Annotated in this window: 18 protein-coding genes and 1 other RNA gene; 13 read left to right on the forward strand and 6 right to left on the reverse strand. The window is 60.1% G+C overall.

The features are described 5' to 3' along the window. Nucleotides 1-6: 6 nt before the first annotated feature. On the forward strand, nucleotides 7-5358 hold the full coding sequence (locus HWV67_RS17460; protein ID WP_256680146.1) for a S8 family serine peptidase: 5352 nt from the start codon (nucleotides 7-9) through the stop codon (nucleotides 5356-5358). Between the two features lie 56 nt (nucleotides 5359-5414). On the opposite strand, the gene HWV67_RS17465 is transcribed toward HWV67_RS17460, so the two are convergent. Next, nucleotides 5415-5852: a YhcB family protein gene (locus HWV67_RS17465; protein WP_095154622.1), complete on the reverse strand. Its 438-nt coding sequence runs from the start codon at nucleotides 5850-5852 to the stop codon at nucleotides 5415-5417. Nucleotides 5853-5993: 141 nt separating this feature from the next. Here HWV67_RS17465 and HWV67_RS17470 point away from each other — a divergent pair, with 141 nt between their 5' ends. The 3 genes from HWV67_RS17470 (at nucleotide 5994) to zapE (ending at nucleotide 9180) form a co-directional block, all read left to right on the forward strand. Next, nucleotides 5994-6629, forward strand: a complete 636-nt coding sequence (locus HWV67_RS17470; RefSeq protein WP_175652144.1) for an alpha/beta hydrolase — start codon at nucleotides 5994-5996, stop codon at nucleotides 6627-6629. Between the two features lie 25 nt (nucleotides 6630-6654). Next, a complete protein-coding gene (locus HWV67_RS17475; protein ID WP_175652145.1) occupies nucleotides 6655-8004 on the forward strand; it encodes a tryptophan--tRNA ligase in 1350 nt (449 codons plus the stop codon). A gap of 81 nt (nucleotides 8005-8085) precedes the next feature. Beyond that, on the forward strand, nucleotides 8086-9180 hold the full coding sequence (gene zapE / locus HWV67_RS17480; protein ID WP_095154627.1) for a cell division protein ZapE: 1095 nt from the start codon (nucleotides 8086-8088) through the stop codon (nucleotides 9178-9180). Between the two features lie 77 nt (nucleotides 9181-9257). Here zapE and HWV67_RS17485 read toward each other — a convergent pair whose 3' ends face one another. Continuing rightward, nucleotides 9258-10154 (reverse strand): GlxA family transcriptional regulator, encoded by an 897-nt coding sequence (locus tag HWV67_RS17485; protein WP_175652472.1) that lies wholly within the window; start codon nucleotides 10152-10154, stop codon nucleotides 9258-9260. Nucleotides 10155-10645: 491 nt separating this feature from the next. Between HWV67_RS17485 and rplM the strand changes: the two genes are divergently transcribed. The 7 genes from rplM (at nucleotide 10646) to HWV67_RS17520 (ending at nucleotide 15500) form a co-directional block, all read left to right on the forward strand. Beyond that, nucleotides 10646-11074 carry a 50S ribosomal protein L13 gene (gene rplM / locus HWV67_RS17490; RefSeq protein WP_095154629.1) on the forward strand — a complete coding sequence of 143 codons (429 nt, stop codon included), beginning with the start codon at nucleotides 10646-10648 and terminating at the stop codon, nucleotides 11072-11074. A 14-nt stretch (nucleotides 11075-11088) separates the two neighbouring features. Next, complete coding sequence (gene rpsI, locus HWV67_RS17495) at nucleotides 11089-11481, forward strand: 30S ribosomal protein S9 (protein ID WP_095154631.1); 393 nt, start codon at nucleotides 11089-11091, stop codon at nucleotides 11479-11481. Nucleotides 11482-11743: 262 nt separating this feature from the next. Continuing rightward, nucleotides 11744-12337, forward strand: a complete 594-nt coding sequence (gene petA / locus HWV67_RS17500) for a ubiquinol-cytochrome c reductase iron-sulfur subunit (protein ID WP_175652146.1) — start codon at nucleotides 11744-11746, stop codon at nucleotides 12335-12337. Beyond that, nucleotides 12337-13548 carry a cytochrome b gene (locus tag HWV67_RS17505; protein WP_175652147.1) on the forward strand — a complete coding sequence of 404 codons (1212 nt, stop codon included), beginning with the start codon at nucleotides 12337-12339 and terminating at the stop codon, nucleotides 13546-13548. Before petA ends, HWV67_RS17505 begins: the two co-directional genes overlap by 1 nt. Then, on the forward strand, nucleotides 13548-14330 hold the full coding sequence (locus tag HWV67_RS17510) for a cytochrome c1 (protein WP_175652148.1): 783 nt from the start codon (nucleotides 13548-13550) through the stop codon (nucleotides 14328-14330). The genes HWV67_RS17505 and HWV67_RS17510 overlap by 1 nt, the downstream gene beginning before the upstream one ends. 119 nt (nucleotides 14331-14449) lie before the next feature. Further along, entirely contained in the window at nucleotides 14450-15073 is a 624-nt protein-coding gene (locus HWV67_RS17515; protein ID WP_175652149.1) for a glutathione S-transferase N-terminal domain-containing protein, read from the forward strand. Nucleotides 15074-15083: 10 nt separating this feature from the next. Next, entirely contained in the window at nucleotides 15084-15500 is a 417-nt protein-coding gene (locus HWV67_RS17520) for a ClpXP protease specificity-enhancing factor (protein ID WP_095154641.1), read from the forward strand. 47 nt (nucleotides 15501-15547) lie between these two features. On the opposite strand, the gene HWV67_RS17525 is transcribed toward HWV67_RS17520, so the two are convergent. The 4 genes from HWV67_RS17525 to HWV67_RS17540 form a co-directional block, all read right to left on the reverse strand. After that, the gene (locus HWV67_RS17525; RefSeq protein WP_095154643.1) at nucleotides 15548-16126 is read right to left on the reverse strand and encodes a BON domain-containing protein; all 579 of its coding nucleotides are present in this window, start codon (nucleotides 16124-16126) and stop codon (nucleotides 15548-15550) included. Continuing rightward, entirely contained in the window at nucleotides 16123-16716 is a 594-nt protein-coding gene (locus HWV67_RS17530; RefSeq protein ID WP_095154645.1) for a phosphoheptose isomerase, read from the reverse strand. Before HWV67_RS17530 ends, HWV67_RS17525 begins: the two co-directional genes overlap by 4 nt. A 122-nt stretch (nucleotides 16717-16838) precedes the next feature. Further along, nucleotides 16839-17210 carry a YraN family protein gene (locus HWV67_RS17535; RefSeq protein WP_175652150.1) on the reverse strand — a complete coding sequence of 124 codons (372 nt, stop codon included), beginning with the start codon at nucleotides 17208-17210 and terminating at the stop codon, nucleotides 16839-16841. After that, nucleotides 17210-19024, reverse strand: coding sequence for a penicillin-binding protein activator (locus HWV67_RS17540; RefSeq protein WP_175652151.1), 1815 nt, complete (start codon nucleotides 19022-19024; stop codon nucleotides 17210-17212). The genes HWV67_RS17535 and HWV67_RS17540 overlap by 1 nt, the downstream gene beginning before the upstream one ends. 184 nt (nucleotides 19025-19208) lie before the next feature. Here HWV67_RS17540 and rsmI point away from each other — a divergent pair, with 184 nt between their 5' ends. Together rsmI and rnpB are read left to right on the forward strand one after the other, a co-directional pair. Next, on the forward strand, nucleotides 19209-20084 hold the full coding sequence (gene rsmI / locus HWV67_RS17545; RefSeq protein WP_175652152.1) for a 16S rRNA (cytidine(1402)-2'-O)-methyltransferase: 876 nt from the start codon (nucleotides 19209-19211) through the stop codon (nucleotides 20082-20084). Nucleotides 20085-20152: 68 nt separating this feature from the next. After that, nucleotides 20153-20512, forward strand: an RNA gene (gene rnpB, locus HWV67_RS17550) — RNase P RNA component class A. The last annotated feature ends 189 nt before the right edge of the window (nucleotides 20513-20701 follow it).

Consider the following 20701-nt stretch of genomic DNA (forward strand, 5'->3'; position numbering starts at 1 on the left):
TGGGCGATGAAAAGTACATTGGTAAAACAAGGCCAGTTTGGTCCGGATGATTTTTTTGTTCAAGCCAGGGATGGAACCGAGGTGGCCGCTAAGTGGTTGGAGGACGGTATGGGTAATTATATTGTTGATCCCCATACTGAGCTCCCATACAAAGTTCCTGCTTCCTACGATCTTGCGGCTGTCATAAAGAAGTACGAGGGGGTCAGGGATCGCATCATGAGCTTCCCAAGTGGAGAGGAAGTCGCGAAATATGCTGAAGTGTATGATGTCCCCTACAAGGCTTTCAGGCAGGGGGGAGAGGGAGACTTGCAGCGCTCCTATAATGAGGTGGTAGGTGGGAATGGTGAGAGATTTGTAAGGGATTTCACAAATTCAGCATCCTTCAATTTTGGTTTGGTTGGTTCTGTTTTAGGTGTTTCACAGGCTGAGCTGATTGCGGGGGGAGGAGCGTATAACCTATGGAATTCCCTGCGAGAAGGCGGAAGCTATATCAATACATCTGGTGAGTTTTGGAATAATCCAGAGAATGTTGTGTCAATAAAAACAGGCGTAGGATTGGTTCGGTCCGATAGAAATTTGAATTATTATTGGAATGATTTCTCGGGCAATCCCGCGCTAGAAGAAATTCTGACGATTGAGATCACCCCCTCCCTTCAACCCCAACAACAAATCCTCGACGAAGACCGCATCCGCGACGACGTCTCCAGCGGTTTCGTCGACAGACGCGGGACCCACAGCATCGCCTTCAACGACGGCACGCTGGATAAAACCGATTTCACTTCCGTGCAGATGGGCAGCTTTGCCACGGGCGGTATTCGTCCCGGTGAGTTGCAGCCAGACCCCAATGTGCAGCCGGCTGCTTATCTTTCCCGGTTCTACAAGGATGGCAAGGAAGACGGTCCTGCGGATTTCAGCCTGCGCAATGCGGTATCGCTCAATGGGCTCGCGGCGCTGACCACGGTCAACACGTTCGTCGACCCATTGCTGCTAGACCTCACCGGCCTGGGCGCGGGTATGACACCGCTCAGTGATGGCGTGCTGTTCGATGCCGACAACAGTGGCTTATTGCGGCGTACGGGTTGGGCGGACCCGCAAACCGGCATGCTGGTACGCGATGACGGCAGCGGCGTTAGCAATATCAGCCAGTTGTTTTCCGAGTATTACGCGGGGCGGGCCGGCGCTGATGGCGCGCCAGGCGAGAGGCCGCACAAGGACGGTTTCGCGGCGCTCGCCAGTGAGGACAGCAATGCGGACGGCGCGATCAATTCACAGGATCCGATTTGGAGCCAACTGCGCGTCTGGGTGGACAGCAGCCAGGATGGACGCGCCGACGCTGGCGAACTCAAGACACCGGATGAGTTGGGCATCAGCGCAATCAGGGTCGATCAAGTCAGCCCGGTGGGAGAACTGCGTCACGGTAATCAGGTGATCGCGCGGAGCACCTTTTCCATTCAGGGTGTTGAGCGGGAGGTGCTTGCGGTCAACTTTCTTTCCGATACGGTCAGCAACCAGGTCATTTCCCAAGACGGCGGCAGCACGCTGGTCTCGACGGCGCAAGGGATCACCCGGCGAGCGTTTGTCGGGCAGAGCAGCACGGGCGAAACACTGGATGCTTCGGCCCTGGGTGTGGACAACCTGTACGGCGGCAGCGGCGATGATGTGCTCAAGGCTGCGGTAGCGGGTAGTTGGCTGGTGGGTGGGCAGGGCAGCAATACTTATGTGGGTGGTGCGGGCGACGATGTCTTCGTCATCAGCGCCAGCGATGACCAGCGCAATATCAAGGGCAACGGCGGACGGGACACGCTGCTGATCGTCGGCGATCAGGGTGTCGGGTTGAACATGGCCGAAGCGGGTTTGACCATCGCGCAGGGCGGTCGCGGCAAGGACATCATCGCCAGTGGCGGTGGTCGCGGTGTTTTCATCAAAGGCGGGTCGGGTGATTCCACCTTGATCGGCGGCGCGGGAAACGATGTGCTGGCGGGTGGCGCCGGCCGCAATACCATCATTGGCGGCAGCGGCAAGGCGGTGATTTACGCGGGGCCCCAGGGAGACACCATTATTGCGTCCGATGCCGGCAGCATCATTTACGCCGGTGGCGGCGCTGATCGAATCCAGGGCGGGCCGGCCGACGATGTCATCGAAGCCGGACGTGGTGATGCACAGATCGATGGCGCGGGAGGCATCAATCTGGTGTCGTTGCACGGCAGCCACGACCAGTACCTGATTGGTCGCACCGGTAGCGGTTATGAGGTGACCGACAAGGTGGCCGGTCGTGATGGCAAGCTCACGCTGACGAATATCCAGAAGCTCGGTTTTTCCGATCTGTCGTCGGTTGATCTCGACCTGCCTAATGCATTGCCCATTGCCGATATCGTTGACGCTGCGCCGAACCTTCACGCGGCGGGACAACTTATCCCGGCTGCCGCGCTTGTGGGTAACGATCAGCCGCTGAACAGCTCCGGTGCATTGCGCATTTCCACGCTCAGCGACGCGCGAGGGGCGACGGTCAGCCTCAACGAGCAGGGTGATGTGCTGGTGTTGCCGGTGGCGGGCCATACCGGCGTTATCAGTTTCAAATATGACCTGGTCGACGCTCAGGGCAATCCTTCGGCATCCGTCGTGTCACTCGACACGGGGGCGTCGGCACCGATGCGAGCCATGGTGACATTGCGCGAGGCCGGCGCACCGGTGGACCCTCTGGCCGCCCGGCAGTGGTACCTGGAAGACGTCAATGTGCTCCCGGTCTGGGGCGACTACAGCGGCAAGGGCGTGCGCATTGGGCAGTTCGAACCGGGCGGCAGGTTTGCGGTGAGCCCGGAAATCTTCGATATCCATCATCCTGATCTACAGACCAACGTCGACCCGGCCTGGTTGCAGACGCAGCGCGCCAGTGGCGCATTGCCCACGGTGGTGTCGAACCATGCGACCCAGGTGGCGGGCGTGATGGTGGCGGCGCGCAACACCGAAGGCGGTGTTGGCATCGCTTACGAGGCGACGCTGGGCGGCTATTATCTGGCAAACAGCGGTGAAGACCTGACCAGCCTCGGGCAGATGATCAACTACGACATTGCCAACAACAGTTGGGGTTTCACCAACGACTTTGCCCGTACCAGCCTGCAGGGAGGGCTGATCAACACTTCAACGGCACTGGCGGCCAATGCGCGCTACGCCGCCGGAAACGGGCGCGGAGGGCTCGGCACCATCATCGTGGCCGCAGGAGGTAACGCTCGGGAGAAGGGCGGCAGTGCACAGGGTTCCCTGACCAATAACAACCGCTTCACCATTGAAGTCGGGGCGATCAATGCCAAGGCGGATTTGTCGACGTTGCAGGTCGCCTCCGCGCCGTTTTCCAATCCCGGCACCAGCCTGCTGGTTTCGGCGCCGGGCAGCCATGTGTTTTCCAGCAGCCATTCACTGGAGGCCGAACGCGGTGCCAGGGTCGGCAATGCGTACAGTGCGACCCAGGGCACCAGCTTTGCGGCCCCGATCGTGTCCGGTGTGGTGGCATTGATGCTTCAGGCCAATCCCAACCTGGGTTATCGGGATGTGCAGCAAATCCTCGCCCTGTCTGCACGCAGGGTCGATGACCCGAACACCGAGTGGCGTTTCAACGGCAGCCGTAACTGGAATGGCGGTGGTCAGCATGTCAGCGATGACTACGGTTTCGGCCTCGTGGATGCACGGGCGGCGGTGCGGTTGGCCGAGTCGTGGATCGGGCAGGCGACCGCCGCGAACGAAAAAGTGCTGGCTGCTTCAAGCGCGGTACTCGGACAGTCGGTTGGACCCAACGAAATCGTGCGATTGTCATTGCCAATGGCGTCGGGCGTTCAGATCGAGCATGTCGAGATCGACATCGATGCGCAGGTAGCGCGCCTGGGCGACCTGACCCTTAAACTGATCTCTCCATCGGGCACACCGAGCTTGCTGCTCGCACGCTCTGGCAAGGCGCCGGGCAGTGGCGATAACGACCTTGGCAGCGCGCGGGAGGGCGAGTTCAGGTACACCTTCATGTCCACTCATGATCGGGGCGAGGCCTCAGGCGGAGACTGGACGCTGGAAGTCAGCAATGCGGGCAATGGCTTGCCCGTGGCGTTGAACAGTTGGGGGCTGCGTGTGTCCGGTAAACCCGTTACCCACGACGACACCTACTTCTATACCGACGAGTACGCCCTCGTCGTGAGCGGCCAAGCCGAGCGTGGTGTTCTGGATGACGCGGTCAATGGCCAGGCGGGTGGGCGCAATACCCTGAATGCGGCGGCAGTGAGCGGAGATGTTCTGGTCGATCTGGGTACGGGCGTCGCCAGTATTAGCGGTACGGGATTGACGCTGGCCAACGGCGGCATTCAAAACCTGATCAGCGGCGATGGTAACGACACATTGGTGGCCGCTGGCGAGGATGCGCTGCTCGACGCCGGGCGTGGCCAGAACCGCCTGGTGGGTGGGACGGGCAAGGACGTGTTTGTAGTGCACCGGCGTGCGGGTGGTCAGGATGCGCTGGAGCATTTCGAGGCGGGCCGCGATGTCGTCGAACTGATCGGGTTCAGCGGCAAGCAGTTTGGCGACCTGCTGCCCGAGTCTGGCGAGAGCGGTTTCAAACTCGGCCTGGGGAATGGGCAATACCTGATGTTTCCGGGGCAGATTGCGTCGGCAGTGGGCGAGTCGGATATTCGCTTCAGGGATACCTTCGTTGCCCCGGCGCATTATGTCGACAGCAGCATAGTCGAGCAGCCGGCAGATGCGCCGGGCGTTGTCTTGCTCAATGGCGGCGGAGGTGGCGTGAGTTACTCCACTGATGCGACCGGCCAGTTCGTGGCATCGTTGTCGGGCACGGTGTACAGCCGGGATAACGGGGCGAAGGATGTGTTTGTGGTGGTGAGGCAGGAGGGCGTGGATAACTACCGCAACGCGTTGCGTGGTTTCAGGCATGGCATCGACAAGATCGACCTGAGCCAGACCGGCATCAGCAGCTTTGATGCGCTCGACCTGAGCAAGGTCAACCGGGCCACCATCAATGGTTTGTCGCAGATTCACGGCGTATCGGTGCGCACCTCCGCCCTGGGAGACGGAGCCAAGCCCGTGGAGTTGCTTTATCTGGATACGCTAGAGCTCGCGCAGATCTCTCGAGAGGACTTCATTTTTGCGGATGCCGGGCAGGCTCTTGCTGTTCCGGTTGTCACGGAGGGTGATAGCGCGCAAACAGCACAGTTGCTGGTGGCCCGCGCGGAACTGCGAGCATTGCCCGACATTGGTAGCCTGATCGACTCGATGGCAGCATTTGCGCTGCCGTCTTCGGCAGGGTTCTTCCCAAGGGGGGATCAGGCGTTGGCGTGGCAACCAACGCTAGCGGTCAGTGCCTGACGGGCGTGTCGAATAACGGGCCTAATAAAAGCCCCGCGGGTGCGGGGCTTCGGGGGTCAGTTGCGCTTGAGTCCATAATGCTCGTCGAGCATGCCCGGTGTATTCGGCGCTTTAGGCGCGTAGTCACGCGGGACTTCGGTGTCCTTTGGCGGGGTCAGGCGATCACGCGGGCCTTGTGGTGCGTCGGAGTGCAGGGCCGCCAGCAGGCGCTGACGGGTCAGTTCATCCAGCGCCAGGCGGTTGGCGCCATCGGCCAGGTGATCCTGCACTTCCTGATAGCTTTGGGTGAGTTTCTTGACCAGAGCCGCGGTGCTGTTGAAGTGGGTCACCACTTCATTCTGGTAGCTGTCGAAGCGTTCCTGGATATCGTCCAGCTGCCGCTGGGTGCTGCTCGGTGCGGCATTGGGCAGAAGGCGGGCAACCAGGAAACCAACGACGACACCCACTGCCAGGGCCAGGGTCGGCAACAACCAAACTAAGAGCGAGAGTTCCACGAGTCCTTCCTCTATAAACGGCTTTGCTTTACGTTAACGGCTCGGACCTGCGCTGTATACCGCGAAGCATCGCAAATATCTCAGAACAGAATCATTCAGCTAGACGAGTCGACCCTTGCCGGGGTCACGGAGTTTAATTCCTTGCTTACCCGCGAAACCCCCGTATTCATCGACGGCCCGGTCGGCCAACTGGAAGCGCTTTATCAGGAGGCGGCCGACGCCCCTGGCGCGGTGCTGATCTGCCACCCCAATCCGGTCCAGGGCGGAACCATGTTGAACAAGGTGGTTTCGACGCTGCAGCGTACCGCGCGGGACGCCGGGCTGATCACCCTGCGCTTCAATTACCGTGGCGTTGGTGCCAGCGAGGGTAGCCACGACATGAGCAGCGGTGAAGTGGATGATGCTCAGGCCGCCGCCGCCTGGCTGCGGGAAAAACACCCGGACTTGCCGTTGACCCTGCTCGGTTTCTCCTTCGGCGGTTTCGTCGCCGCTGCGCTCGGCGGTCGTCTGGAGGCCGAAGGCGCGGCGTTGAAGCAACTGTTCATGATCGCGCCCGCGGTGATGCGCCTGGGTGACACCTATCCACTCCCGCAGCAGTGCCCGCTGACGGTTATCCAGCCCGATGCCGACGAAGTGATCGAGCCTCGCGCCGTCTATGACTGGTCCGCTGCATTGCCGCGTCCCCATGAGCTGCTGAAAGTGGCAGAATGCGGACACTTTTTTCATGGCAAGCTGACCGACCTCAAGGATCTGGTGCTGCCGCGTCTTTCGAACTGAGCCAAGCCTGAATAAGCGATAACCCATGACTACGCGCATTCTCACCGGTATCACCACCACCGGCACCCCGCACCTGGGCAACTATGCCGGTGCCATCCGCCCGGCGATTCTCGCCAGCCAGCAGCCGGGTGCCGACTCGTTCTATTTCCTCGCCGACTACCACGCCCTGATCAAATGCGATGACCCGCAGCGCATCCAGCGCTCGCGTCTGGAAATCGCCGCGACCTGGCTGGCCGGTGGCCTGGATCCCGAGAAGGTGACCTTCTATCGCCAGTCCGACATTCCCGAGATTCCCGAGCTGACCTGGCTGCTGACTTGTGTCGCGGCCAAGGGCCTGCTCAACCGCGCGCATGCCTACAAGGCGTCGGTGGACAAGAACCTGGAAAACGGCGAAGACCCGGATGCCGGCGTGAGCATGGGCCTGTATAGCTATCCGGTGCTGATGGCTGCGGACATCCTGATGTTCAACGCGCACAAGGTGCCGGTGGGCCGTGACCAGATCCAGCACGTGGAAATGGCCCGGGATATCGGCCAGCGCTTCAACCACTTGTTCGGCCAGGGCAAGGACTTCTTCGTCCTGCCGGAAGCGGCGATCGAGGAAAGCGTGGCAACCCTGCCGGGCCTGGACGGTCGCAAGATGTCCAAGAGCTACGACAACACCATTCCGCTGTTCAGCAGCGCGAAGGACATGAAGGACGCGATCTCCCGCATCGTCACCGACTCCCGCGCACCGGGTGAGGCGAAGGATCCGGACAATTCGCACCTGTTCACCCTCTATCAAGCCTTCTCCACGCCAGCGCAGGCCGACGCCTTCCGCGGCGAGCTGCTGCAGGGCCTGGGCTGGGGCGATGCCAAGCAGCAACTGTTCCAGTTGCTCGACGGCCAACTGGGCGAAGCCCGCGAGCGTTACCACCAACTGATTACCCGCCCGGCGGACCTGGAGGACATCCTCCTGGCCGGCGCGCAGAAAGCCCGCAAGGTCGCGACACCGTTCCTCGAGCAACTGCGTGAAGCGGTGGGCCTGCGCTCGTTCCGCGCCCTCGATCAGGGCCCGGCCGAAGTGAAGAAAAAGGTCGCGAAAGCCGCGCGTTTCGTCAGCTTCCGTGATGAAGACGGCAGCTTCCGCTTCCGCCTGCTGGGCGCTGATGGCGAGCAACTGCTGCTTTCCCGCAGCTTCGCCGATGGCAAGACCGCCGGTGCCGTGACCAAGCAACTGCAGCAAGGTCAGGCGCTGGACGTCCGTGAGGATGGTCTGGGCTTCAGCCTGTGGCTGGAAGGCGAGAGCGTGGCCGATGGCCCGCAGTTCGACGATGCCGCAGCCCGTGACAGCGCCGTCGAAGCTCTGCGCGCGGCGCTGGCGCCTCAACAGGACTGACGGCTTATCGGAAGTCTGATTGCCATTACCCGGGGCCGTCGCTACAGTGACGGCCCGCTTTTGTTGCCTTGCTAACGAATTATGACGCCCCTAGAACGATATCAAGCAGATCTGAAACGTCCCGATTTCTTCCATGACGCGGCCCAGGAAACGGCAGTGCGCCATTTGCAGCGCCTGTACGACGATCTGATCGCGGCGCAGAACAGCAAGCCGGGCGTGTTCGGCAAACTGTTCGGCAAGAAAGAGCAGGTGCCGGTCAAGGGCTTGTACTTCTGGGGTGGCGTTGGCCGGGGCAAGACTTATCTTGTCGACACCTTCTTTGAAGCGCTGCCATTCAAGGAAAAGTCCCGCACGCACTTCCACCGCTTCATGAAGCGGGTCCACGAAGAAATGAAGGGGCTCAAGGGCGAGAAGAACCCGCTGACCCTGATTGCCAAGCGTTTCTCCGACGAAGCGCGGGTGATCTGCTTCGATGAATTCTTCGTCTCCGACATCACCGACGCCATGATCCTCGGCACCCTGATGGAAGAGCTGTTCAAGAACGGCGTAACCCTGGTGGCCACCTCCAACATCGTTCCGGACGGTCTGTACAAGGATGGCCTGCAGCGGGCGCGCTTCCTCCCGGCTATCGCCCTGATCAAGCAGAACACCGAGATCGTCAACGTCGACAGCGGCGTGGACTATCGTCTGCGCCACCTGGAACAGGCCGAACTGTTCCACTTCCCGCTGGACGAAGCTGCCCACGAAAGCCTGCGCAAGAGCTTCCGCGCGCTGACGCCGGAATGCACCCAGGCAGTGGAAAACGATGTGCTGATCATCGAAAACCGCGAAATCCGCGCTCTGCGCACCTGCGACGACGTGGCCTGGTTCGAATTCCGCGAACTGTGCGACGGCCCGCGCAGCCAGAATGACTACATCGAACTGGGCAAGATCTTCCATGCGGTGTTGTTGAGCGGTGTGGAGCAGATGGGTGTGGCGACCGACGATATCGCGCGGCGCTTCATCAACATGGTCGACGAATTCTATGACCGCAACGTCAAGCTGATCATCTCGGCGGAAGTGGAATTGAAGGACCTGTACACCGGCGGACGCCTGACGTTCGAATTCCAGCGCACCCTGAGCCGCCTGCTGGAAATGCAATCCCACGAATTCCTGGCTCGCGCGCACAAGCCTTAAAAGCAGCTACAAGCGGTAAGCGACAAGTCGAGCGCGTGCTCTTCTTGTAGCTTGCCGCTTGCCGCTTTCAACTGCCGTCAAGCTTCCTGCATGAACTGCTGCCGATACTGATTCGGCGACAGCGCGGTGTGCTGCCTGAAGAGTCGTGCGAAGAAGCTGGCATCGTCGTAGCCGACTTCGTAGCTGATGGTCTTGATGCTCTTGCGCGTGCCGGACAACAACCCTTTTGCCGTTTCGATCCGCAGCCGTTGCAGGTAATGCAGCGGCTTGTCGCCTGTGGCGCTCTGGAAGCGACGCATGAAGTTGCGGATGCTCATGCCGTGGTTGCGGGCCACATCCTCAAAGCGGAACTTGTCGGCGAAGTGCTCTTCGAGCCAGTGCTGGATCTGCAGGATGATCACGTCCTGATGCAGCTTCTGCCCACCGAAGCCCATGCGGCCCGGGGTGTAGTTGCGTTGCACTTCATAGAGGATGTCGCGGGCAACGGCCTGGGCGACATTGGCGCCGCAGAAACGCTCGATCAGGTAGATATAGAGGTCGCAGGCCGATGTGGTGCCGGCGGCGCAATAGAGGTTGTCAGCGTCGGTCAGGTGCTTGTCCTGATTCAGCTGGACCTTGGGGAAGCGCTCGGCGAACTGGTTGAAGAAGCGCCAGTAGGTGGTTGCTTCCTTGCCGTCCAGCAGGCCGGCCTCGGCCAGCCAGAACACGCCGCTGGCCTCGCCACAGAGCACCGCGCCACGGGCATGCTGCTCGCGTAGCCAGGGCAGAATCTGGGGGTAGCGCTCGCAGAGCGAGGAGAAGTCCTCCCAGAAGGCGGGAAGGATGATCACGTCGGCTTCTTCCAGGCCGCCGTCGACCGGCACCTGAACGTCGCTGAAGCTGTTGACCGGCTCGCCGTCGGGGCTCACCAGGCGGGTCTCGAACATGGGTTGGAGACTCAGGCCCAGTTGCTTGGCGTAGCGCAGGCTGGCCAGGTGGAAGAAGTCCTTGGCCTGCATCAGGGTCGAAGCGAAGACTTTGTCGATGGCCAGGATGCTGACGCGGCGCAGGGGCGCGTTGGGTTGGGTAAACATCATGTTCTTTATTCTTATAGGGGAGAGTGGTCAATCACCGGCTGGATCGTCTTATTTTTTGGCGATTGTGTCCAGTCTCGCGTCCCTGTGTTGTGTACACGTTTTTCAAACATTGCCCAGGGTGCAGGCAAAGGCCTGGGAATCGCTCGCCAGAGCGCGGTTTCCGCAAAATCAGGTTGATATTTTCCCGGTAATCTGGATAATCCTGCTGCTCTTTCTTCGGTGGAAGTGATGCCCCGCCGTCGAACGGAATCCCTGCCGTATATTGGACGCGCTGACCCGAGCCCCCGATAGCGTTCGTATGCGGCTGCCTTTGACCTTGTCAAAGTAAGCACTATTCAGTAAGATTTGCCGTCTTATTTTCGCAGGGCGGCCCCTGAGGCTTATAAAGAATGAAAACTTTTACTGCTAAACCGGAAACAGTAAAACGCGAGTGGTTCGTCGTTGATGCTGCTGGTCAGACCCTGGGTCGTCTGGCCACTGAAATCGCGAGCCGTCTGCGTGGCAAGCACAAACCTGAATACACCCCTCACGTTGACACCGGCGACTACATCGTCGTAATCAACGCCGAGCAGGTACGTGTTACTGGTGCCAAGAGTTCGGACAAAATGTACTACTCCCACTCCGGTTTCCCGGGCGGCATCAAGGAAATCAGCTTCGAGAAGCTGATCGCCAAGGCCCCTGAGCGTGTGATCGAGACCGCGGTCAAAGGCATGCTGCCTAAGAACCCGCTGGGTCGTGACATGTACCGTAAGCTGAAAGTCTATGCGGGCGCTGCTCACCCTCATACTGCTCAGCAGCCCCAAGAACTGAAGATTTAACGGAATAGTTCATTATGTCGGCGACTCAAAATTACGGCACTGGCCGTCGCAAGACTGCAACCGCACGCGTTTTCCTGCGTCCGGGCACTGGCAACATCTCCATCAACAACCGTTCTCTGGACGTGTTCTTCGGTCGTGAAACCGCGCGCATGGTCGTTCGCCAGCCGCTGGAACTGACTGAAACCACCCAGAAATTCGACATCTACGTCACCGTTATCGGTGGTGGTGTCAGCGGTCAAGCCGGTGCTATCCGTCACGGTATCACTCGCGCTCTGATGGACTACGACGAGTCCCTGCGTGGCGCTCTGCGCCGTGCTGGCTTCGTTACCCGCGACGCTCGTGAAGTCGAGCGTAAGAAAGTGGGTCTGCGTAAAGCACGTAAGCGTCCACAGTACTCGAAGCGTTAATTCGCCCGAGTTTCAAAAAAAGCCCGGTTCCAGGTGGAACCGGGCTTTTTTTATGTCTTGAATAATGGGGGTTGATCATCCGTGTGACAACTTGCCGCATAGACGCAGGTCAAGGCCAGCGCGGGATGCAGGCCTTTGGCCAGGGTAATAACCTTGTCAGCCATGGGTCTTTTCTTTACCATGCGGCAAATTTTTAGCGGTTCGGAAGTTACTTAGTAGATGCCTGTTTCAACAGGCCACAAAGCTGATGGGAGAGGACTGAATGAGCAATGACGGCGTCAACGCAGGCCGGCGTCGCTTCCTGGTAGCAGCCACGTCTGTAGTGGGTGCAGCAGGAGCGGTGGGGGCTGCGGTCCCGTTCGTAGGGTCATGGTTCCCCAGTGCCAAGGCGAAAGCTGCCGGTGCACCGGTGAAGGTCAATATTGCCAAGGTGGAGCCTGGGCAGCAGTTGGTGGCCGAATGGCGTGGCCAGCCGGTTTTCATTGTCCGTCGCACTGAAGAGATCCTCGGTAACCTCAAGAAGATCACTGGCGACCTTTCCGATCCGGAGTCCAAGGCGTCGGACCAGCCGACTTACGTTGACCCATCGAACCGCTCGATCAAGCCGGAGATCCTCGTGCTGGTTGGCCTGTGCACCCACTTGGGCTGCTCGCCGACTTTCCGTCCGGAAGTGGCGCCCGTCGACCTCGGGCCAAAATGGGTGGGGGGCTATTTCTGCCCATGCCACGGTTCTCACTACGACCTCGCCGGCCGCGTCTACAAGTCCCAGCCTGCGCCGCTCAATCTACCGGTGCCACCGCATTCGTACGAGTCGGATGAGATCATCATCGTCGGCATCGATCAGGAGAAAGCGTGATGAGTAAGTTCATGGAATGGGTTGACGCCCGCTTCCCCGCCACCAAGATGTGGGAAGACCATCTGAGCAAGTATTACGCTCCGAAGAACTTCAACTTCCTGTATTTCTTCGGCTCCCTGGCACTGCTGGTGCTGGTCAACCAGATCGTTACCGGTGTCTGGCTGACCATGAGCTTCACCCCTTCGGCCGAAGAGGCGTTCGCCTCGGTCGAATACATCATGCGTGACGTCGAGTACGGCTGGATCCTGCGCTACCTGCACTCCACCGGTGCGTCGGCATTCTTCATCGTCGTCTATCTGCACATGTTCCGCGGCCTGCTCTACGGTTCGTACCAGAAGCCACGCGAGCTGGTGTGGATCTTCGGCATGCTGATCTACCTGGCGCTGATGGCAGAAGCCTTCATGGGTTACCTGCTGCCTTGGGGCCAGATGTCCTACTGGGGTGCCCAGGTGATCATCTCGCTGTTCGGTGCCATCCCTGTGATCGGCGCTGACCTGACCCAGTGGATCCGCGGTGACTACCTGATCTCGGGCATCACCCTGAACCGCTTCTTCGCCTTGCACGTGATCGCACTGCCGATCGTGATCCTCGGCCTGGTGGTTCTGCACATCCTGGCGTTGCACGAAGTGGGTTCGAACAACCCTGATGGTGTCGACATCAAGAAGAAAAAGGACGAGAACGGCATTCCGCTGGACGGCATTCCATTCCACCCTTACTACACCGTGAAAGACATCGCCGGTGTCGTGGTCTTCCTGTTCGTGTTCTGTGCTGTGGTGTTCTTCTTCCCGGAAATGGGCGGTTACTTCCTGGAGAAACCGAACTTCGAGCAAGCCAACGCCTTTAAGACGCCTGAGCACATTGCCCCTGTTTGGTACTTCACGCCGTTCTACGCAATTTTGCGGGCGATTCCAGACAAGCTCTTGGGTGTCATCGCCATGGGTGCTGCGATCGCTGTGCTGTTCGTCCTGCCTTGGCTGGACCGCAGCCCCGTTCGCTCCATGCGCTACAAGGGCTGGCTGAGCAAAGTGTGGCTGCTGGTGTTCTGCATCTCCTTCGTGATCCTGGGTGTGCTGGGTGTGCTGGCACCAACCCCGGGCCGTACGCTGTTGTCGCAGGTATGTACCTTCCTGTATTTCGCCTACTTCATTCTGATGCCGTTCTACACCAGGCTTGAGAAGACCAAACCGGTTCCGGAAAGGGTGACTGGCTGATGAAAAAGCTATTTGCAGTATTGATGCTGGCAGTGATGCCGACCCTGACCTTCGCTGCCGGTGGGCATGAAGTCGAACTGGACAAGGTCGATATCGACCTGACCGACAAGGCCGCCATGCAGGACGGCGCCCGGACCTTTGCCAACTATTGCATGGGTTGCCACAGCGCCAAGTTCCAGCGCTATGAGCGTGTTGCTGATGACCTCGGCATTCCGCATGAGATCATGCTCGAGAAGCTGGTCTTCACCGGTGCCAAGATCGGTGATCACATGAAGGTCGGCATGCAGCCGAACGACGCGAAGACCTGGTTCGGTGCGGCGCCGCCCGACCTGACCCTGGTTGCCCGTGTCCGCGGTGCTGACTGGCTGTACAGCTACCTGCGGGGGTTCTATGAAGATCCGTCGCGTCCATGGGGCGTGAACAACAAGATCTTCCCGAACGTCGGCATGCCGAACGTGCTGGTTGGTCTGCAGGGTCGTCAGGTCGTGGGTTGCAAGCAGATCCAGACCGTCGTCGAAGGCAAGAAGCAATTCGACCCTCTGACCGGTGCTCCTCTGACCCATGAAGCATGTGATCAGCTGACCATCGTGCCGAAATCCGGTACCCTGACCGACGAGCAGTTCGACGAGAAGGTCAAGAACCTGGTGACCTTCCTGGCCTATTCGGCCAACCCGGTCAAACTGGAAAGTCAGCGCATCGGTACTTATGTGCTGCTGTACCTGGCCTTCTTCTTCGTATTCGCCTACCTGCTCAAGCGCGAATACTGGAAGGACGTGCACTGATCACGCAGTAATTTCTGGTAGTTGAACGCGCGCCCTGGGGCGCCTCCGGAATACGGAGGTGGCCGCAGGGCGCGTTTGCATTTGTATCTTTATTATTCCAACACGCGAGGAGGACCCATATGGGCGTGACCAACCGGTTAGCCTGCTACTCCGACCCCGCTGATCACTATTCTCATCGGGTGCGCATCGTTCTCGCCGAGAAGGGTGTCAGCGTCGAAATCATCAACGTCGCGGCGGGAAACCAGCCGGCCAAACTGCTTGAGGCCAATCCGTACGGCACGCTGCCGACCCTGGTCGATCGCGATCTGGCGTTGTACGAATCGACGGTCGTAATGGAATACCTCGATGAGCGTTATCCCCATCCGCCGCTGCTGCCGGTATACCCGGTGGCGAGGGCGAACAGTCGGTTGTTGATTCACCGTATCCAGCGTGACTGGTGTTCACTGGTGGACCTGATCCTCGATGCTCGCAGCAAGGATGCGGCCCGCGCCCAGGCGCGCAAGGAGTTGCGCGAGAGCCTCACGGGTGTGTCCCCACTATTCGGTGACAAGCCATGTTTCCTGAGTGAGGATCAAAGTCTGGTGGATTGCTGTCTACTGCCCATACTGTGGCGTTTGCCGATACTGGGTATCGAGCTGCCACGGCAGGCCAAGCCGTTGCTGGACTATATGGAGCGGCAGTTTGCCCGCGAAGCTTTCCAGGCAAGCCTGTCCTCTACAGAACGAGAAATGCGCAAGCTTTAAGGAGCTGTTGATGAACTCCAGTCGCCCCTACCTGGTGCGTGCACTGTATGAGTGGATCGTGGACAACGATTGCACGCCTCACATCCTGGTGAATGCCGAATACCCGGCTGTCCAGGTTCCCCAAGGTTTCGCCAGCGACGGTCAGATTGTTCTGAACGTATCGCCCAGTGCTGTGCGCAGTTTGCACATGGACAATGACGCGGTGAGTTTCGAAGGTCGGTTTGGTGGTGTTGCGCACAGCTTGTTCGTGCCCATCAGTGCCATTCTCGGAATCTATGCTCGTGAGAACGGCCAAGGCATGGTCTTCGAGCTGGAGCCGCCGGTGATCGATGATGAAGATGATGTCGAGCCGGATGACGACGGTCCGCCGGACGGTGGGCAGCCGCCTCGCCCGAGTGGTCGGCCAAGTCTGAAAGTAGTGAAATGAAAAAAGGCGACCTCAGGGTCGCCTTTTTGCTGCAGAGCGTTCGTTGTTCAGTCGATGTATTCGAACAGCTTGACGATCTTCTGCACGCCGGACACACCCTGGACCAGGTTGGTGGCGCGGCCGGCTTCCGCCTGGGTCAGCAGGCCCAGCAGGTAAACGATGCCGTTCTCGGTGATGATCTTGATCCGCGAGCCGGGAATGCTGGCGTCGGTAAGCATCTGGGTCTTGATCTTGGTGGTCAGCCAGGCGTCGTTGTTGCGGGCCAGCAGGGAGGAGGGCTGTAGCACCTGCAGCTCGTTGTGCACCTTCTTGACCTTCTGCACCTGGCTCGCGGCCTGTTCGGCCAGGCTCTTCAGGTCGGCACGGGGTGTCTGGCCGGCGAGCAGGACGACGCCGTTGAAGCTGCTGACGACGATGTGTGAGTTCTGGTCCAGGTCAGGGCTGGCCTTGGCGACGTTGACCGCCACCTTGGTTTCGATCAGTGAGTCGTCGATTTTGCTGCCGAGGGTGCGGGTGCCGCGGTCGTCCTCGATCGGAGACTCGCGGCTGGCATTGATCACCGAGCTGCAGCCGGTCAGGCTCAGGCACAGGGTCAGGGCCATCAGGCCGAGGCGATTTGGGGTCATTCTTCACTCCCGAACAGTTGGCTGTCGATCAGGTCGCAGAGGCAGTGGATCGCCAGCAGGTGGACTTCCTGGATACGTGCGGTGACGTTGGCCGGTACGCGGATTTCGACGTCTTCAGGCAGCAATAGCGAAGCCATTCCACCGCCATCGCGTCCGGTCAAAGCTACGACAATCATTTCGCGATCATGTGCGGCCTGGATCGCCTGAATTATGTTCGCCGAGTTGCCGCTGGTGGAAATAGCCAGCAGTACGTCACCCGGCTGCCCGAGCGCGCGGATCTGCTTGGAGAATATTTCGTTGTAGCTGTAGTCGTTTGCGATCGAGGTGATGGTCGAGCTGTCGGTGGTCAAGGCAATGGCCGGCAGGCTCGGGCGCTCGCGCTCGAAACGGTTGAGCAGCTCGGAGGAAAAGTGCTGTGCGTCGCCGGCCGATCCGCCATTGCCGCAAGCGAGCATCTTGCCCTCGTTCAGCAAGGCATTGACCATGATCTGGCTGGCTTGCTCGATGTGGGGTGCAAGGACTTCCATGGCCTGTTGCTTGGTGTTGATGCTGGCCTGGAAGAGCTGGCGAATTCGGGATTGCATGTCCATCAGTGTGACCTTAAATGGGGCTGGCCGGGCGGGGATTGAAAGGCTCCCGGCACATGACTGTGCAGCCCGCGAAGCAAAGAGCAAAAAGTTGAATAGGTAAAGGCGCGTTCGTCGCAGTGGGGTCAGCTGTCGAAGGCATTTTGCAGCCAGTCGAGCGGTTGTCCTGAATGACCGCTCCCTTGCAGGGCGATCACATCGAAACGGCAGGGGTGACTGGCCCAGCGTGATTCCTCTTGCAGGAAATGCTGCGCGGCGAGCGTCAGTTTTTCCTGCTTGCGGGCATCGATGCTGCCGAGGGCGCCGCCAAAGCCTGCGTGCAGGCGATAACGAACTTCGACGAATACTACTGTATCGCGGTCGAGCATGACCAGATCAAGCTCGCCGCGTTTGCACCGCCAGTTTCGCGTCAGAAGCGAAAGGCCCTGGGTCAGAAGGTAATCCAGGGCCTGTTGCTCGGCCGCCATTCCGGCGGCCTGGCGCGAAGGTGTGGTCATCAACGAGGCGTATCAGGCAGGCGTTTGACCTGGCCGCCGGAGAACTCGGCCCACGGCAGTTGCCGCTCGATGCGCTGTGACGGGTTCATGCTCAAGCTGCCGGAGAGGCCTTCGATACGGTTGTCCGGCAGGGCCTTCAGCTGGGTGAGGCGTGGGGCCAGGCTGTAGGCGTCGACACCCATGGCGTACAGCCGACCCAGGCTGCCAGCCGCTTGTGGCCACTGACGCACCACCTGCTGACGCAGACCGTTGCTGCTGTCGAGCAGCCATGGCGTTTCGCAGAAGCGAATGCCGGTCATGTCGTTGTACTGGTTGACGTCGCCACTGGCGCTGTAGACGTTGGAGGTCGCATAGACCGGCACGTCGCCGGCGTATTGGAAGTTCAGCGTCGGCTTGATCTGCTGGGCCTGCTGCGGGGTTGCGGCGAGGAAGATGAAGTCGATGTCCTGGCGACGCGACGGTTGTGCGGAAATGTTGCCGCCAACGGTGCTCTGCAGGCTCTTGGCGCGGCCTTCGCTCTGGCGCAGTTGGAACAGATCAGCGATCTGCTGGGCCAGCGCGACCGGTTGTGCGACGCGTTCGGCAGCCAGCAGGGTGCCGCCTTTGGCTTCCCAGTCCTGGCGGAATGCCTTGAGTACGCGATCACCCCATTCGCCGCTTGGGACCAGTGCTACGGCACGGCGCATGCCGTCGGCGTAGGCGCGACGGGACACTTCGCGCGCTTCGTCTTCGGCGGCGAGGCCGAACTGGAACAGCTGTGGCGGGGTGCCCTGGCCGGAGTCGCTGTAGTTCAGCGCCAGCGTGGTGATCGGCAGTTGCGGGTAGCTGGCGAGTTGCTTGACCAGCGGTTTTTCCAGCGGACCGACCACCAGTTGCACGCCAGCGGCCTGTGCCTGACGGTAGAAATCGTCGAGGGAGGTCAGGCGGGAACTGTCGAATACCTGGATGGCGGGCGGGTTCTGTCCTGCCTGCTGGGCCTGGAAATGTGCGGCCATGAAGCCGTCGCGCAGGGCTCGGGCAACACCGGCCAGCTGGCCTTCCTGTGGCAGCAGCAGGGCGATCTTGGTCAGCGGCTGGCTGGTCAGGCTCTTGAGTTTGACCAGTGGCGATGGCAGTTGCAGTGCGGCTGGATGATCGGGGTGTTGTGCTTTCCAGGTGTCGATGGCGGCTTGCTGTTGTTCAAGCGTGCCTGCGCTTTTGACTGCCAGGGCCAGGCTGGTCCAGCCGGCAAGGGTGTCGCTGCCCGCGCTCTGCAACTGCTCTGCGGGCAGTGCCGAGACCAGGCTCCAGATGGCGTCATTGTTGGCGTTGGCGGCATCGCCACTCAACAGGGGCGCCAGGGCAATGCGTTCCTGCGCGGCGGCAAGGGGCTGGCCGTCGGCTTCGAACGCCGCGGCGTGCACGCTGCGGGTGCGGGCCTGCTGGTCTTGCGGCAGTTCGTTCAGGCGCGCCAGGCTCGGGTGGCTCAGGGCGGTCAGCGCGGCCTTGGGTTGGTTGCGGCTCAGTGCCAGTTCGGCGGCCAGGGTGCTGGCGAAAACCTGCTGGGCTGGTTTCAGCGAATCCAGTTGGACCTGCTCGAGAATCCGGGCGGCACGCGCAGTGTCTTTTTGCCGGTAAGCCTGATCGGCGGCGCTCAGTCGCAGCAGCGCAGCTTTCTCTGGCGTCTTGCTGGCGGCGGCCTGCTCGAGCAGTTGCTCGATGCTGGCGTCCGGAGTGCGCGGCAGGTCGCCCAGGCTGGACGAAGGCGAACTGGCGCAGGCTGCCAGCAGGGTAGCGAGGCAGAGGGCTGAGAACAGCCGCAGGCATGCGATCATGTAAGGGTCCTGTTACTCGATCAAATTAACCTGCGATTGTACCCAAGCGCTGGCCCCGGCGCGATCTTGCTGGCGTGAATCCTTCGATACAAGTCGTAGCACGGGGTTGTCGGCAGTGTGGGGAGGCATTGTTTTCGGCGATCACGCTACAATGGCGGCTTTATCCAGATGACAGGTATGTGCTGTGACCGATGCTCCAGGTGTTTCCAATCCCGCCGCCGGAACCCTTTATGTGGTGGCCACGCCAATCGGAAACCTGGATGACATCAGTGCCCGTGCGCTGAAGGTGCTGGGCGAGGTCGCGCTGATCGCTGCCGAGGACACCCGGCACTCGATCCGCCTGCTGCAACATTTCGGTATCAATACGCCTCTCGCGGCCTGCCACGAGCATAACGAGCGTGATGAGGGCAGTCGCTTCCTGACCCGGCTACTGGCGGGAGACAACGTTGCGCTGATCTCCGATGCGGGAACGCCACTGATCTCCGATCCGGGTTATCACCTGGTGCGCCAGGCGCGTGCGGCCGGTGTCGGTGTGGTGCCGGTGCCCGGTGCCTGCGCATTGATCGCCGCACTTTCCGCGGCCGGCCTGCCCTCGGACCGCTTCATCTTCGAAGGTTTCCTGCCTGCCAAGGCCGTTGGGCGACAGGCTCGCCTGAACTTGCTCAAGGAAGAGCCGCGCACACTGATTTTCTATGAGGCGCCGCATCGGATCCTCGAATGCCTGCAGGACATGGAAGCGATTTTCGGTGCAGAGCGCCCGGCGGTGCTGGGGCGTGAGTTGACCAAGACATTCGAGACCCTCAAGGGGCTGCCTTTGGCGCAGTTGCGAGCGTTTGTCGAGGGCGACAGCAATCAGCAGCGTGGCGAGTGCGTAGTACTGGTTGCGGGCTGGACGGCTCCGGAAGACGAAGAGGCCGTCAGTAGTGAAGTATTGCGCGTACTTGATTTGTTGTTGGCCGAGATGCCGCTCAAGCGAGCTGCTGCATTGGCTGCGGAAATTACCGGTGTGCGCAAGAATGTTTTGTATCAAGTCGCACTGGAAAAACAGAAAAACAAGTGATGTCACTGTGACATTATTTGTATTGTTCACTTGTTCTCGGATCGCTCTCCCGTTACTCTTTGCGGCGGAGAGTCGATTGGACAGTCGCTGCCTTCTTTTGTTCCGCAAAAGAGGGGGGAGGAAAGTCCGGGCTCCATAGGGCAGAGTGCCAGGTAATGCCTGGGGGGCGCGAGCCTACGGAAAGTGCCACAGAAAATAACCGCCTAAGCACTTCGGTGCCGGTAAGGGTGAAAAGGTGCGGTAAGAGCGCACCGCACGTCTGGTAACAGTTCGTGGCTAGGTAAACCCCACTCGGAGCAAGACCAAATAGGGTTCCATATGGCGCGGCCCGCGTTGGAACCGGGTAGGTTGCTAAAGACGTCCAGTGATGGCCGTCGTAGAGGAATGACTGTCCTCGACAGAACCCGGCTTACAGATCGACTCTCCACCTCTTTCCCTCCCTGCTTGATTCGATAGCAGACGCGCTCTGGTAATACCGAAAAAGTCTTACTCGTAATAAATCACTTTAACTTCGCACTCTATTCATTTGAGTGAATTTGCATTTCGTCCTCGAAAACCCCTCTGAATTACCCTGTTGTCTGTCCTTGTTACGCTAAATCGCCGATCTGTAAGGGTTT

Source organism: Pseudomonas sp. Marseille-P9899, assembly GCF_903166565.1.
Lineage (GTDB): Bacteria > Pseudomonadota > Gammaproteobacteria > Pseudomonadales > Pseudomonadaceae > Aquipseudomonas > Aquipseudomonas huaxiensis.

What these genes read in the sequence shown, in the direction of transcription:
- HWV67_RS17460 (WP_256680146.1), top strand. Translation starts at nt 7, where the DNA reads ATGAAAAGTACATTGGTAAAACAAGGCCAGTTTGGTCCGGATGATTTT.
- HWV67_RS17475 (WP_175652145.1), top strand. Translation starts at nt 6,655, where the DNA reads ATGACTACGCGCATTCTCACCGGTATCACCACCACCGGCACCCCGCAC.
- zapE (WP_095154627.1), top strand. Translation starts at nt 8,086, where the DNA reads ATGACGCCCCTAGAACGATATCAAGCAGATCTGAAACGTCCCGATTTC.
- rplM (WP_095154629.1), top strand. Translation starts at nt 10,646, where the DNA reads ATGAAAACTTTTACTGCTAAACCGGAAACAGTAAAACGCGAGTGGTTC.
- rpsI (WP_095154631.1), top strand. Translation starts at nt 11,089, where the DNA reads ATGTCGGCGACTCAAAATTACGGCACTGGCCGTCGCAAGACTGCAACC.
- petA (WP_175652146.1), top strand. Translation starts at nt 11,744, where the DNA reads ATGAGCAATGACGGCGTCAACGCAGGCCGGCGTCGCTTCCTGGTAGCA.
- HWV67_RS17505 (WP_175652147.1), top strand. Translation starts at nt 12,337, where the DNA reads ATGAGTAAGTTCATGGAATGGGTTGACGCCCGCTTCCCCGCCACCAAG.
- HWV67_RS17510 (WP_175652148.1), top strand. Translation starts at nt 13,548, where the DNA reads ATGAAAAAGCTATTTGCAGTATTGATGCTGGCAGTGATGCCGACCCTG.
- HWV67_RS17515 (WP_175652149.1), top strand. Translation starts at nt 14,450, where the DNA reads ATGGGCGTGACCAACCGGTTAGCCTGCTACTCCGACCCCGCTGATCAC.
- HWV67_RS17520 (WP_095154641.1), top strand. Translation starts at nt 15,084, where the DNA reads ATGAACTCCAGTCGCCCCTACCTGGTGCGTGCACTGTATGAGTGGATC.
- HWV67_RS17525 (WP_095154643.1), bottom strand. Translation starts at nt 16,126, where the DNA reads ATGACCCCAAATCGCCTCGGCCTGATGGCCCTGACCCTGTGCCTGAGC.
- HWV67_RS17530 (WP_095154645.1), bottom strand. Translation starts at nt 16,716, where the DNA reads ATGGACATGCAATCCCGAATTCGCCAGCTCTTCCAGGCCAGCATCAAC.
- HWV67_RS17535 (WP_175652150.1), bottom strand. Translation starts at nt 17,210, where the DNA reads ATGACCACACCTTCGCGCCAGGCCGCCGGAATGGCGGCCGAGCAACAG.
- HWV67_RS17540 (WP_175652151.1), bottom strand. Translation starts at nt 19,024, where the DNA reads ATGATCGCATGCCTGCGGCTGTTCTCAGCCCTCTGCCTCGCTACCCTG.